This window comes from Candidatus Legionella polyplacis, from assembly GCF_037013735.1.
Taxonomy (GTDB): domain Bacteria; phylum Pseudomonadota; class Gammaproteobacteria; order Legionellales; family Legionellaceae; genus Legionella_E; species Legionella_E polyplacis_A.
The window spans coordinates 368142-383111 of sequence record NZ_CP135136.1 but is presented as its reverse complement, the minus strand read 5'-3'; the positions used below and the strand labels follow the sequence as shown (position 1 = coordinate 383111).

Genomic DNA, 14970 nt, shown 5'->3' with positions numbered 1-14970 from the left:
CAATGAGTACAATATTAGTTAGTAAAAAAGCACCTAATTTTACAGCACCAGCTGTACTTGAAAACAATTCTATAATTAATGAATTTAATTTATATGAAAGAACTAAAGACAAATATACAGTTCTATTTTTTTACCCACTTAATTTTACATTTGTATGTCCAACAGAATTAATATCTATAAATCATAGAATAAATGAATTCAAAAACTTAAATACAGAAATTATATCTATATCTGTAGATTCCCAATTTTCACATTACACATATAAAAATACCCCAATAAAAAATGGAGGAATTGGACCTGTTAAATTTGTAATGGTCTCAGATGTAAAACATACTATATGTAAATCCTATGAAATAGAACACCCAAATGAAGGAATATCTTTAAGAGGAACATTTATAATAGATAAAAACCGAATAATACGACACCAAAGTATAAATGATCTACCAATTGGAAGAAACATAGATGAAATACTAAGAATACTAAACGCAATACAAACATTTGAAACTAATGGAAATGTTTGCCCAGCCGGATGGGAAAATGGTAAAAAAACAATACATCCTTCCTCAGAAGGCATTATCAAATTTTTACAATTAAATTCAGAAACACTTTAAAACTTTAAAAATTTATCTATAAAATATAAATATTACATAAAGTTCTGAAATATTTATTTCATTCAAAATAATTAAAAACTAATTTATGTAATATAAAATAAAACCTTTAAAGTTACTACTATTTTATATAAAAAATAGAACTTTTAAATAAAAATAGTATTGACTTTTTTAAAAAAAAACATAATATAAGATTATATATCAATGGTATTATATGCATAATATAATCATTAATCATAATAATAAATAATCTAAAAAACAAAATTTTTGGAGATCAGAATGTTAAATCTAAAAAAAACAGCAATAGCCGTACTTACTTTAAGTAGCAGCGCAGTATTCGCTGGAACTATGGGGTCCTTTTGTACTCCTTTATCGGTTTCTGTTCCATGCAAAAAAAATACATGGGATTTTAGTGCTTATACTTTATATTTAAGCTCTGAAACAAACGAAAACAATCATGATAATGAACAATCAAACATAAGCGATAGTTACATTACATGGCCATACCTTATAAATTTAGAACATAATCTAGGTTTCAAATTAGTAAGCTCTTATTACTTAAATTCCGGAAATGATATAACATTCAACTGGAATCATTGGCAAGGAAATGAAGAAAATAATATACATCAAGGAGATTTAATAGATTTAATACCACACAAAACATCTATGATCACCGACATTTCCGGGGAAAATATAAAACCAAAATGGAATTCAATGGATCTAGAATTCGGACAAACTATAAATCTAAATAACCTTACTAATATAAGAATTCATACTGGAATTCAATATTCCAATATAGAAAGAGATCAAAAACTAACTTTATCTAGTCAAGACTTTGCAAACAACAATCTACTATATAAAGAAAGTACTCAATATACAGGAATGGGACCAAATATAGGAACCGATATAACATATAATTTTGGAAACGGATTTTCAATATACGGTAAGGGATCAACAGCTATATTATCTGGAGATCATAAATCTATATCAACTCATTTCAATGAGAAAGGAGAAGTAACTTACGATACCAAATCAAAAACATCTATAATTCCTGGAATAGAAACTCAACTAGGAGCAAAATACACATACATGACAAATAAAGGAGATGTAACGTTAAATACAGGATGGACTTGGATTAGTTACTCAAATGTGATAGATACAATAAGTAACAATTCATTATCAAGAAACTCAAACTTTTCTGTATATGGTCCATTCTTTGGAATAAAGTGGACAAGCAACATGTAATTTCTAATTTTTATTAATAGTAATTACAAATATATACTATGTGTATATATACAAAAAAAACAAAAAACTAAAGAGCCCATATTTCTAAAATGGGCTTTTTTAGTTTAAAAAAAGCCATTTTTCTTCTGTTTTTTTAAAATATGCCAATAAAATCAGATAATTGGATTAAATATATGTCTACAACTCATAATATGATTAATCCATTTGAAAAAACAAATATTAGAAAAAAAGGGAACAAAAAAATAATTTCGTATGGATTATCTAGCTATGGATATGATGCCAGATGTTCTAATGAATTTAAAATTTTCACTAATATAAATTCCGTTATTGTAGATCCAAAGAACTTTAACAAAAATAGTTTTCTAAATTCATCAAAAAATACTTGTACAATACCACCTAATTCATTTGTATTAACAAGAACAATAGAATACTTTAAAATACCAAGAAATATTTTGGCAATTTGTATAGGAAAATCTACATATGCAAGATGCGGAATTATAACTAATATAACACCAATAGAACCAGAATGGGAAGGACATATAACAATAGAATTATCTAATTCCACAAATTTACCAGTAAAAATATATGCAAAAGAAGGAATCATACAAATAATTTTTTTAGAATCCGACTCAAACTGCTCAATATCTTATCAAGACAAAAAAGGAAAATATCAAAAACAAATAGGAATAAAACTACCATGTTTGTAAAAAAACATCTATAATAACAAATTATATCTATATCTGTTACACATAACAACATATTAACAATTTAATTTTATATATAACAATCAACAAATATATATTTATTATAAAAATGAACTCAATAAAAAAAAAATAGCAAAATCAACTTTAAAATATATTAAAAACTCATCTATTATAGGAATTGGAACAGGAACAACCGTAAATTATTTTATAAAGTATATATCTACAATAAAATATTTAAATAAAAAAACACTATATATACCAAGTTCTAAAATAACAGAACAATACCTTAAATTTTTCAATTTACCCATTACAAATATAAATTCCATTTCAGATTTACCTATCTATATCGATAGCGCAGATGAAATCACAACAAAATACAATATGATCAAAGGTGGAGGAGGAGCATTAACTAGAGAAAAAATTATTGCTTCCTTTGCAAAAAAATTTATCTGCATTGTTGAAGAAAGAAAAATTGTCAAAAAATTAGGTAAATTTCCAGTAGCAGTAGAAGTTATACCAATGGCAAAAAATCATGTAATAAACGAACTAACTAAACTAGGTGGAATTCCTAAACAAAGAATAAATTTCATAACTGACAACGGAAACATAATATTAGATGTTCATAATTTAAACATAAAAAATCCAAAATCTTTAGAAAAAAAAATAAACAATATACCAGGAGTAATAGAAAACGGAATATTTGCAAAAAGAACTGCAAATAAAATTATAATTGGCACAAAAAATAATCGTATTATTAAACTATAACTTTGTATATTTCAATTATATAATATTCATATAAGATATTTATCTTACTATATAAACCATAACACTTACCAATAAAATCAATAATAGAGACAAAATACCCATCACAAAAAAACTCTTACGAAAATCTTCCCTACTAAATTGTTCTAAATTATATCTAATAACATTAAAAATCAAATAAATAACAAACGAGATAATAAAAAAACCAAAAATCCAATAAAAAAACAACATTACAATCTCCTATATAAATCTGTAAAAAACAAATTTTCTTTACGAAAACATCTTTATTTATAAAATAAAAACCGTTCTAATAAAATATTTATATTTATAAAAAATATGAACAAAAAATAAAATTAACAAAACTATTATAATTCCTAACCAAAAATACTTTTTTCCCCATAAAATTACAAATTAATAAAAACATATAAAACAAGAGATACAAAATATAATTAAATCTTCATTCTTGACGTTTCATCGCATCAAAAAAATCAGAATTAGTTTTATGATGTTTCATCTTTTCTAATAAAAACTCTATAGAATCAGTTTCATCCATAGATTGTAAAATTTTCCTCAATATCCATATTCTATGTAAATATTCAGAACTCAATAATAGATCCTCACGACGAGTACCAGATCTATTTATATTTATAGCAGGAAAAACTCTGCGCTCCGCTATATTTCTACTTAAATGAATCTCCATATTTCCTGTTCCTTTAAATTCTTCATAAATTATCTCATCCATCCTAGAACCAGTATCAATTAAAGCAGTAGCAATTATAGTCAAACTACCACCTTCTTCAATATTTCTAGCCGCACCATATAACCTCTTAGGTCGCTGTAATGCATTTGCATCAACACCACCAGTTAAAACCTTACCAGATGATGGAATAACAGCATTATAAGCCCTAGCTAATCTAGTAATAGAATCAAGAAGAACTACAACATCTTTCTTATGCTCTACCAAACGTTTAGCCTTCTCAATAACCATTTCAGCTACCTGAATATGACGATTAGCAGGCTCATCAAAAGTACTGGCAACAACTTCACCTTTAACAGAACGTTGCATTTCAGTAACTTCTTCAGGACGCTCATCAATTAATAAAACTATTAAATAACAATCTACATAATTTTTTTCAATAGAGTGCGCAATATTCTGCAACATAATAGTTTTCCCTGCCTTGGGAGGTGAAACAATCAATCCTCTCTGACCTCTACCAAAAGGAGCACAAAGATCAATAACTCTAGCTGTTAAATCTTCAGTACTACCATTTCCTTGTTCCATAATCAAACGCCTTGTAGCAAATAAAGGCGTTAAATTTTCAAATAAAATCTTTCTTTTAGCATCTTCTGGAGAATCAAAATTAATTTGATCAACTTTTAATAAAGCAAAATAACGTTCATTATCTTTAGGCGGTCGAATCTTTCCTATGATAGTATCACCAGTACGAAGACCAAATCTTCTTATTTGACTAGGAGAAACATAAATATCATCTGGACCAGCTTGATAAAAACCCTCTTCAGATCTTAAAAACCCAAAACTATCTGGCAAAATTTCTAATACTCCGCCTCCAAATATATCTTCTCCCTTACAAGAATGAGCTTTTAAAATTGCAAAAATAATATCTTGTTTACGCATGCGCGATGTATTTTCTGTACCCATTTTTTGAGCAATACTCACAAGATCAGCAATTGGTAATTGCTTTAATTCACTAAGATTCATGATCTCCACACTATATATTAATTGCTTTCTATTAACTTTATAAAATGAATTCTGAGAATTATAAATTAATTGATAACACTACTTGAATTTACCCCATATAAAATTATTTTCTTAGAATAAAAATAATACATCAAACAACCCTCTTTCTTAAGATATAAGAAACATAAAATTTATAAAAATCATATTAAAATGTAATTTTATTACATATAGAACATAAAATCTACTGATTTATAATAAAATAATAAATAATTATCGTTCTTATCTACACATTAAATTCAATCTCTATAAAAAATATTTAAAATCATAATAATATTCTATTATTTTTTTGATAATTATTTAAAATAAAGATTATTATAAATAAAATAAACTTTCTACACAATATAAACTTGACAATGCTTAAAAATACTTTGAAAATTATGTTTCAAATATTTTTTTCAAAAAAAAATATAACTTTACTAATAAAAATATTTGCAAATAATAAAATCTTTTTTATAAAAAACTATCTCATCCAAAAATTTATCAAAAAATACAATATAAATACAAACGAAATCAAAGAGACAAATATAAAAAAATACAAATGTTTTAATGATTTCTTTATAAGACATTTAAAAAAAAACTGTAGAATTATAGAAAAAGCTACAATTATATCTCCAGTAGATGGAATCATCAATGAAATAGGAGAATTAAAAGACAAAAAAATTTTAAAAATTAAAAATCAATCTTACTTAATAAACGAATTATTTTTTCATAAAAAAAAATTAAATAATAATTTAAATAAATGTAATTTTATAATATTTTATTTATCACCAAAAAATTATCATAGAGTTCATATGCCAATAAACGGCATATTAAAAAAAATAATATTTATACCAGGAAAACTATTTTCTGTAAATCCAAAACTAGTACATGTCATACCATTCATATATGCTAGAAATAAACGATTGATAATGAAATTTAAAACACAAATAGGAAATATATATATCATATTTATAGGAGCAACATTAGTAGGAACAATTGGAACAAACTGGACCGGAGAACAAAATTACTCATATAAAAAAGAATTTCTTTTTTTTTCAAATCAAAACGAAATAAACAATAATTCTAATAAGTCAAAATTCAAAATTAAAAAAGGGAAAGAAATAGGATATTTCAAATTAGGATCTACAATAATTCTTATATTTCCAAAAAATAAAAACATTAAATGGAGCTCTACAATATATACAGGAAAAAATATTTTCTATGGTCAATCAATTGCTAATTTAATAAATAATAACACCAACAACTAAAAAATTTTCTTACTATAAAATAAAATATATTGAACATATGCCGAGAGGAGGACTTGAACCTCCAAATAGAAAATACTCTATATTAGTTCCTGAAACTAACGTGTATACCAATTTCACCATCTCGGCATATAAAAAAATAAAATTTTTTATATATTAATAAAATAATCATAAAACTTTAATTTCTTTTTGATTAAAAATCATCAATAATTGATATCCTATAAAAATCCATTTTTCATCAAAAAAAATATCCTTTTTATTCTTAAAAATATTAAAGAACAATTAACTATTATTTAAAAATAAAATAACATATAATTTTAAAAATCATTAAATTACTTTACTATATTTAAAATCTTTCAAAATAAAACCTTCTAAATATTCTACTTATCTATAATCATATCAAAAAAATTCATTTTAAAAAAAATATTATTACAAAACCAAAATATAGTATTTCATTGCTAATATGAATGATTTATAATATTAAAAATTAATTAAAATTAGATTATTATCATTTATAATGAAAATCAATGATTTTAAATTAAAAAAAAATAACTACAAAATAAGTATGGTTACTTGTTACGACTATTTATCAGCATGCATAGTTTCTGAATCTAATATCGATGGAGTATTAGTAGGAGACTCAGTATCTATGGTAATATATGGATATCCAAATACCACAATGACAACCATAGATATGATCACATCTCATACAAAAGCTGTATATAAAGGAATAAAAAATAAATTTATAATTAGTGATTTACCATTTTTAAGTTACTGCTACTCATTATCAGACACAATAAAAAATGTAAAAAAAATTATTCAATCTGGAGCACAAGCAATAAAAATCGAAGGAGGAAATAATCATATATATAAAACAATCAATTTTCTAGTAGAAACAGGAATTCCAATTATGGGTCATATAGGATTAACTCCACAATCTATCTATAAATTAGGAGGATATAAAATACAAGGAATAACCAAAGAAGAACAAAACAAAATCTTAAATCAAGCAAAAAACTTAGAATCATCAGGATGTTTTTCTATAATAATAGAATGTGTACCAGAATCATTAGCAAAAAACATTACAAAATCCATAAAAATACCTACAATCGGTATTGGAGCTGGACCCAACACAGATGGACAAATACTGGTATGGCACGATTTACTAGGAATACAAACAAAATTTAAACCAAAATTCTTAAAACAATATACAAAAATAAAAAATACGATCTTAAATTCTATAAACAAATATAACAAAGAAATAAAAGAAGAAAAATTTCCTACCATAGAGTATACATATTAACAAAATAAATCTATATTTAATATTAATTAAGTTATAAATTAAAAATTTTTCAATATTATATAATTATGCTTGCTATACAAATTAAAAATCTATACAAAACATATAGTAATGGATTCAATGCACTACAAAACATTAATTTAAATATCAATCCTGGAGATTTCTTTGCTCTATTAGGAAGTAATGGAGCAGGAAAATCTACGACAATTGGAATAATTACAACATTACTAAAAAAAACATCAGGAAATATTTATATTTATAATAACAATTTAGATAAACATCCTAAACTAGCAAAATCTTATATGGGATTAGTTCCACAAGAATTCAATCTTAACATATTTGAAAATAGTGAACAAATTCTAATTAATCAGGCAGGATATTATGGAATGACAGAAAAAGAGACAAAACCAAGAATGGAATGGTTATTAAAAACAATTGGCTTATGGAAAAATAGAAAATTAACTATAAGATACCTATCTGGAGGGATGAAAAGACAATTAATGATTGCCAGAGCATTAATACATGAACCAAAAATTTTAATTCTTGATGAGCCAACAGCTGGAATAGATATAGAAAATAGACATAATATGTGGAGTTTCTTAACAAAAACCAACCAGGAAGGAACTACAATTTTATTAACAACTCATTATTTAGAAGAAGCAGAGCAACTATGTAAAAATATTGCAATAATTCATAAAGGCATTATTGTATATAATACTTCTATAAAAACCTTACTTAAAACCTTAAAAAAACAAATTTTTATTTTTAATACAAAACAACCATTTCAATCTCCACCTAAACTAAAATCTATATATACAAAAAAAATTGACAATTACACTTTTGAAATTCATATAGAAAATAACTATTCACTAAATGAAATATTTAATTCATTATCAAAAAACGGATTTATAATCCATAGTATGCGTAACAAAACTAACAGATTAGAAACACTATTTTTAGACTTAATCAATAATCAATCATGATTACCATTAAAAAACAATACATTGCTTTATATACACTTATTAAACATGAATATATGCGTATTATACGCATAGCAAACCAAGTATTCATTCCTCCTATAATAAATAGTACACTTTATATTTTAATATTTGGAACCATAATAGGGAAACAAATAGGATTAATAAATCACAATATGAACTATTCTAGTTTTATTACTCCAGGATTAATTATTATGTCTGTCATAATAAATTCTTATAACAACGTTTCATCATCATTATTTAATGCACGATTCCAAAAAAATATAGAAGAAATTTTAATAAGTCCCATGAGTGATAATTTACTACTCATTGGATATACATTTGGTGGTATATTAAGAGGAATGATAGTATCTGTACTGGTATACACAGTATCTTGCTTTTTCTATTTTATACCAATAAAACATCTAGCACTTACCATACTAATAATTATATTAGTATCTAGTATTTTTTCCTTAACCGGATTTACAAATGCACTCTTAGCAAAAAATTTTGATGATATTACAATAATCCCAAATTTCTTTCTTACACCATTAACTTATTTGGGAGGAATTTTTTATACAAGTAATATGCTATCCAACACATGGAAAACTATTTTGTACATAAATCCAATATTTTACATGATAAAGATATTACGTTACGCTATAACTAATAATGAAGAAAAAAATATAAACATTTCAATATTTATAATCTGTATAATAATAATTGTATTCTTTACGATTAATAAAATACTTCTAAAAAAAGGCATTGGTTTAAGAAATTAAACTTTTATTTATATAAAACTTTCAAAAATAATAAAAAATGTAATACTACACAATCTACAAAACTAATTTATTAAAAATAATAAACTAATAATCTTAAACAAATACTTAAAAAAAATAAGAATGTACCTTACCATAATTTTTTTTATAATTAATACAATTTATATTATAATAAAATTTTATATATAAAATAATTTTAATAACAATGAAAAAAAACTATCAGTTAAAATTTACAGATACACATGAATGGATTGAAATAAATAATCTAAAAACAATATGCAAAATTGGAATCACTAATTATGCTCAAGAAACACTTGGAGATTTAATTTTTATTAATTTTTCTATAAAAAAATATCAAACAATAAAAGCAAAGGATATAATAGCTATCATTGAATCTATAAAAGCAGCATCAGATATTTATAGCCCAATTACAGGAACAGTAATTGAAATAAATAAAAACGTAGAACGTGATCCATCAATAATCAATAATGACCCTTATAATAAGGGATGGTTAATAAAAATACAACCTACAAATATCAATGAAACAAAAAATCTGTTAGATGAAAATCTATACAAAAAAACTATTAAATAATCAACAAATAATTAAAAATTATGCCATATATACCACATACAAAATCAGACGTAAATTCTATGTTATCCACAATTGGAATTAAAAAAATCAAAGAATTATTTAGAGAAATACCACCATTTCTATTTTCAAATAATTTTAAAAATATTCCGAAAAAGATCAACGAAATAAGTATGCTAAAAATAGCAAGTAAATTAGCAAAAAAAAATAAAAAAGGAATTTGTTTTATTGGAGCAGGAAGTTATGAACACTTTATTCCATCCATTGTATGGGATATAGCATCTAGAAGTGAATTTTTAACTTCCTACACACCATATCAACCAGAAGCCAGTCAAGGAACATTACAAATACTTTACGAATATCAAAGTATGATATCAGAATTAACTAAAATGGAAATATCCAATTCATCTATGTATGATGGATCAACTGCATTAGCAGAAGCAATATTCATGGCAATACGAATTAAAAATTCTAATAACATAAACGAAATTACCAAAGAAAAAAAAATAATATTAATTCCTAACTCTTTACATCCATTGTATAAATACACTTTAAAAACTATTCTAAATAATCATCAAAAAATAAAAATTATCTACATACCATTTAATCAACAAACAGGAATAACAAATTTATCTGAATTAAATAAATATAAAAGTAAAAATATTACTGCAATAGTAATTACACAACCTAATTTCTTTGGTTGCCTTGAACCAGTAGATGAATTAACATACTGGGCAAATCAAAATAATATAATTAGCATAGCTTGTGTAAATCCATTATCTTTAGCAATACTTACTCCACCAGGTACATGGGGTAAAAATGGAGTTACAATAACATGTGGAGAAGGACAACCACTTGGTTGTCCCATGTTCTATGGAGGTCCATACTTTGGATTCTTTGGAACCAAAATGAAATATGTCAGACAAATGCCTGGAAAAATTGTAGGAAAAACCACTGATAAAAATGGGAAAATAGGATTTACTCTGGTTCTACAAACCAGAGAACAACATATAAGAAGAGAAAAAGCAACATCTAATATATGTACAAATCAAAATCTATTAGCTATAGCTGCAACAATTTATTTAAGTGTTTTAGGATCAAAAGGGTTAAATAATATAGCTATCGAATGTCATGAAAAAACAAAAAATTTAATACAAAAACTTATAAAAATAAAAGGTATAACACTACTTTTTAAAACACCATTTTTTCATGAGGCATTAATTAAAGTAAAACATAAATATTATGCAGTAGAAAAAATACTATCAGATCTAGAAAAATATGGAATATTTGGAGGATACAAAGTAGAACAACATTATCCAGAACTAAAGAATTGTATATTAACTTGCGCAACAGAAATGAGAACTAAAACAGAAATTGAATATTTCTATAAAACTCTTAAAAAAATAATGGCCTCTCACAATTAAATAGCAATTTAATCTAAAAATCATCATATTTAACTTTACACAAAAATTAGTACAAAAATATGTAAAACTTTTTATATTACAAATATTATTTTTATCTATTTAAATCAATAAAATTCAAAATATCTAATTTACTAGCACTTCCAATTTTTCTGTCAACCAAAATACCATCTTTAAACAAAATCAAGGTAGGAATACTCATCACATTATACCTCTTAGGTATGTCTAAATTAGAATCAACATTAATTTTCCCAAAAAGGATAATACCCTTATACTCTATAGATAACTCCTCTAATATAGGAAATAATACCATACAAGGATTACACCAATCTGCCCAAAAATCTACTAAAAAAAAACCACTTGAATTCATTAATTCATTATCAAAATTTTTATCATCTAATATCTTTATATACATAAACAATATCCCTTACAATATATTTGTATTAACAAATACACATTTTAATTTTGTATTATACTAAATCGTAAAAAAAAAGAAAGAAAAAATCTTATTCTTTTGTAAGAAAACCTATATATTACTTATCTATTAAATAATTATCAATTAAACGTACTTTTCCTATCTTAACTGCTATAAAACGTCTAGAATCATATTCTTCTAAATATTCTATATGTATTCCATTTTCATTAAGTTTTTTTTTAATATTTACTAAATTTTTTTCATTTAAAAATATGTAAGAAAATAAATTAGCTTTATGTCGTTCCTCTTCAGTTAAAAAACTATTACGAGAACTGCAAGCTAATCCACTTTTTTCTCTAATCGTAGGACAAACTATAACATCAACATTAATAAAAAACGCATTAATCATATTTAATACTAAATTGTATTGTTGATAATCTTTCTCACCAAAATAAATTTTATTTGGCTTTATTATATTTAATAATTTCATAATTATAGTAAGCATACCTGTTACATAATTAGACCTTATTAAACCTTCCATTCTATTTGAAAAAAAATTTTCTTGTATTTTGTAATGATCTCTACTTGAATAAATATCATTATTTTTAGGAAGCAAACAAAAATCAACTTTTAAATCAATCAAACTACTCAAATCATTTTTTAATGTACGAGGATAATTTATATATTCTTTATCAGATTCAAATTGAATAGGATTTACAAATATACTAACAATAGTCAAATCATTTTCTTCCTGACTTTTTTTAAATAAAGAAAAGTGTCCATCATGTAAATTCCCCATTGTAGGAATAAAACCTAAAGACTTATAACAAGACAAAGAATCACGAAATTCTATCCATTTTAAAATTTTAGAAAAAACTTTCATTTCAATTACAAAATATTCATAAAAAGTAAACTAATTATAAAATATATAACATATTTTTTCTACAAAAACTATTTAACAATATAATAAATTTTATTTTACCTATATGATAAAATTACTAAAATAGTAATCAAAACTTTATCCTATATAAAATTTGCATATGATTATTGATAAACTAAAAAAAAATCAACTAAACAAACATTTTTTTATGTTTAAAGGAAATTCAGGTTACTTAGAAGGAATAATACAAATCCCCTGCAGAATAAATAAAAAAAAATATATTGTAATAATAGGACATCCTCACCCATTAAAAGGAGGAAATATGTATAATAAAATCGTTACAACCATAGCAAATTCCTTTAATACTTTAGGAATACCCAGTGCAACATTTAATTTTAGAGGAGTAGGAAAATCAGAAGGAAAATATGATAAAGGATACGGAGAAACACAAGACATGCTAAGTCTTGTAAACTTATTAAAAAATAAAAATAAAAAATTTAAATTTTTATTTTCAGGATTTTCTTTTGGATCTTATGTAGCCTATAAAACAGCTTTGCATTTTAAAAACACATTACTAATAACTATAGCTCCTCCTATTAATCATTACCATTTTGATTATAATAAAAACATTAAAAAAATATCTTGGATAATTTTTCAAGGTAATCAAGATCATATAATACCAATATCAACAACAAAAAAATTTTCTCAACAATTTTCCCCTCCTATACCAATAATTTCATTTAAAAAAACAGGACATTTTTTTCATAAAAAATTAATTGAATTAAAAAAAGAATTAATAAAACACATTTATACAAAACTTTTTTATAAAAAAAATAAAACTCCTATATAAAAAATGCACGTAAAAATAATAACATTTATCAAAATCCATCTTTATGATTAATTATCAACTCAATATGCACATAACATATACTAAATAAATATCTTAATTAAAATCTATTTTTCCTTAATACCAGGATTTTCTAAACTCAGAATACCTGTATTAAAATCATAAGCAAAAATTTCAGCATATCTAGCCCAATCTATCATTGTATGTAAAACTCTCTTAGATTCTTTTTCATCTAAATAATACTCAAGTTTATTTAAAAAATATTCCTCTGAAACTTGATGATCATATTTTTGATCCAGTACATAACGTATATAACGAGCTAAAAATACTTTTTCCAATAAACAACAAGAAAATATTCGTTTACGACCTTGCAAATCAGCATTTGAAAATTGTACACCTAAAATGCTTAGTTTAATTTTTCCATCAGATACATCAGCAAATCCTAATATAGTCAAACTTTCTAAAATGGGAAATAAATCATCAATATCCATCATTAACTCATCTGCCAAATCTAATAATTCAATATTTCCTTTAAAAAATTTCATAGTTTCAATTAAACCAGATAATTCCGCTGGATCAACATCTGGCAAACGATACCATAAATTAATCTGCTTCTTATTTTTAGTACATTTAGACTGATACCTTGGTTCAGTTGTCATTAATCTATAAACATGATCCACAAAATCTCTAAATTCAGATTTATTAGGATTTCTAGGTTTCAATAAATTAACTTCAACCTCCGCAGAAATATATCCAGGATCACTACCAAAAATTATAATACGATCAGAAAGCATAACCGCTTCTTCAATATTATGAGTAACCAATAATATTGCATTTATATTAGTTTTCTTTTGCTCCAGTAATCTTAATAAATCTGATTTTAAATTTTCAGCTGTTAAAACATCCAAAGCAGAAAAAGGCTCATCCATAAGTAAAACATCAGGATCAACAACCAATGCCCTAGCCAATCCAACTCTCTGACACATACCTCCAGACAATTCCTTTGGGAATGCTGACTCAAACCCATCTAAACCAATAATATCAATAGTTTCAATGGAACGAATACGTCTTTCCTTTTTAGAAACACCTTGAGCCTCTAATCCCAATTCTACGTTTTCTAAAACAGTTAACCAAGGCATTAAAGCAAAAGATTGAAAAACCATAGCAATACCAGGAACTGGTCCAAAAATTTCTTTTCCACGATATATTACTTTTCCAGAAGAAGGAGGTATTAAACCAGCAATAATACGTAACAAAGTAGATTTTCCAGATCCTGACTTTCCAAGAATAGTAACAATTTCTTTATCTTTTAATTGAAAACTTATTTCATCAAATACCAACAAATCTTTTCTGAACCCTTTTTTAAAAACTTTAGAGCATTTTTCTAAAGAAATAATAACTTTTGATGACAATTCTGAATTATAAATCATATATTTTTAT

16 protein-coding genes and 1 tRNA gene are annotated in these 14970 nt (G+C 24.4%); 11 read left to right on the top strand and 6 right to left on the bottom strand.

All coding sequences use genetic code 11. The annotated features are described in order from the left end of the window. Positions 1-2: 2 nt before the first annotated feature. From RQL38_RS01890 to rpiA, 4 genes are all read left to right on the top strand, one after another. Positions 3-611 (top strand): peroxiredoxin, encoded by a 609-nt coding sequence (locus RQL38_RS01890; protein WP_338521353.1) that lies wholly within the window; start codon positions 3-5, stop codon positions 609-611. A gap of 276 nt (positions 612-887) precedes the next feature. Then, positions 888-1853: an Lpg1974 family pore-forming outer membrane protein gene (locus tag RQL38_RS01885; RefSeq protein ID WP_338521351.1), complete on the top strand. Its 966-nt coding sequence runs from the start codon at positions 888-890 to the stop codon at positions 1851-1853. A 140-nt stretch (positions 1854-1993) separates the two neighbouring features. Then, positions 1994-2560 (top strand): dCTP deaminase, encoded by a 567-nt coding sequence (gene dcd / locus RQL38_RS01880; RefSeq protein ID WP_338521349.1) that lies wholly within the window; start codon positions 1994-1996, stop codon positions 2558-2560. A gap of 93 nt (positions 2561-2653) precedes the next feature. Then, positions 2654-3322: a ribose-5-phosphate isomerase RpiA gene (gene rpiA / locus RQL38_RS01875; RefSeq protein WP_338522006.1), complete on the top strand. Its 669-nt coding sequence runs from the start codon at positions 2654-2656 to the stop codon at positions 3320-3322. A gap of 39 nt (positions 3323-3361) precedes the next feature. On the opposite strand, the gene RQL38_RS01870 is transcribed toward rpiA, so the two are convergent. Further along, positions 3362-3550 carry a hypothetical protein gene (locus RQL38_RS01870; RefSeq protein WP_338521347.1) on the bottom strand — a complete coding sequence of 63 codons (189 nt, stop codon included), beginning with the start codon at positions 3548-3550 and terminating at the stop codon, positions 3362-3364. 226 nt (positions 3551-3776) lie between these two features. Next, positions 3777-5039: a transcription termination factor Rho gene (gene rho, locus RQL38_RS01865; protein WP_338521346.1), complete on the bottom strand. Its 1263-nt coding sequence runs from the start codon at positions 5037-5039 to the stop codon at positions 3777-3779. A 392-nt stretch (positions 5040-5431) separates the two neighbouring features. Between rho and asd the strand changes: the two genes are divergently transcribed. After that, entirely contained in the window at positions 5432-6325 is an 894-nt protein-coding gene (asd, locus tag RQL38_RS01860; RefSeq protein WP_338521344.1) for an archaetidylserine decarboxylase, read from the top strand. A 38-nt stretch (positions 6326-6363) separates the two neighbouring features. Here the strand turns inward: asd and RQL38_RS01855 are convergent. Further along, positions 6364-6451: transfer RNA gene (locus tag RQL38_RS01855), tRNA-Leu, on the bottom strand. A 388-nt stretch (positions 6452-6839) separates the two neighbouring features. Between RQL38_RS01855 and panB the strand changes: the two genes are divergently transcribed. The 5 genes from panB to gcvPA all read left to right on the top strand — a co-directional run bounded on the left by panB (position 6840) and on the right by gcvPA (position 11391). Continuing rightward, positions 6840-7625, top strand: coding sequence for a 3-methyl-2-oxobutanoate hydroxymethyltransferase (panB, locus tag RQL38_RS01850; protein ID WP_338521342.1), 786 nt, complete (start codon positions 6840-6842; stop codon positions 7623-7625). 65 nt (positions 7626-7690) lie between these two features. Further along, the gene (locus tag RQL38_RS01845; RefSeq protein ID WP_338521340.1) at positions 7691-8605 is read left to right on the top strand and encodes an ABC transporter ATP-binding protein; all 915 of its coding nucleotides are present in this window, start codon (positions 7691-7693) and stop codon (positions 8603-8605) included. After that, positions 8602-9381, top strand: a complete 780-nt coding sequence (locus tag RQL38_RS01840; RefSeq protein WP_338521339.1) for an ABC transporter permease — start codon at positions 8602-8604, stop codon at positions 9379-9381. The genes RQL38_RS01845 and RQL38_RS01840 overlap by 4 nt, the downstream gene beginning before the upstream one ends. 202 nt (positions 9382-9583) lie before the next feature. Next, the gene (gene gcvH / locus RQL38_RS01835) at positions 9584-9970 is read left to right on the top strand and encodes a glycine cleavage system protein GcvH (protein WP_338521337.1); all 387 of its coding nucleotides are present in this window, start codon (positions 9584-9586) and stop codon (positions 9968-9970) included. 20 nt (positions 9971-9990) lie between these two features. Next, positions 9991-11391: an aminomethyl-transferring glycine dehydrogenase subunit GcvPA gene (gcvPA, locus tag RQL38_RS01830; RefSeq protein WP_338521335.1), complete on the top strand. Its 1401-nt coding sequence runs from the start codon at positions 9991-9993 to the stop codon at positions 11389-11391. A gap of 91 nt (positions 11392-11482) precedes the next feature. Here gcvPA and trxA read toward each other — a convergent pair whose 3' ends face one another. Next, a complete protein-coding gene (trxA, locus tag RQL38_RS01825; protein ID WP_338521333.1) occupies positions 11483-11803 on the bottom strand; it encodes a thioredoxin in 321 nt (106 codons plus the stop codon). Between the two features lie 118 nt (positions 11804-11921). Continuing rightward, positions 11922-12686, bottom strand: a complete 765-nt coding sequence (locus RQL38_RS01820; protein WP_338521331.1) for a pantoate--beta-alanine ligase — start codon at positions 12684-12686, stop codon at positions 11922-11924. A 157-nt stretch (positions 12687-12843) separates the two neighbouring features. On the opposite strand from RQL38_RS01820, the gene RQL38_RS01815 reads away from it, so the two are divergent. Next, entirely contained in the window at positions 12844-13533 is a 690-nt protein-coding gene (locus RQL38_RS01815; protein ID WP_338521329.1) for a hypothetical protein, read from the top strand. Positions 13534-13637: 104 nt separating this feature from the next. Here the strand turns inward: RQL38_RS01815 and RQL38_RS01810 are convergent, their stop codons facing one another. Beyond that, complete coding sequence (locus RQL38_RS01810) at positions 13638-14960, bottom strand: nitrate/sulfonate/bicarbonate ABC transporter ATP-binding protein (RefSeq protein ID WP_338521328.1); 1323 nt, start codon at positions 14958-14960, stop codon at positions 13638-13640. Positions 14961-14970 lie beyond the last annotated feature (10 nt).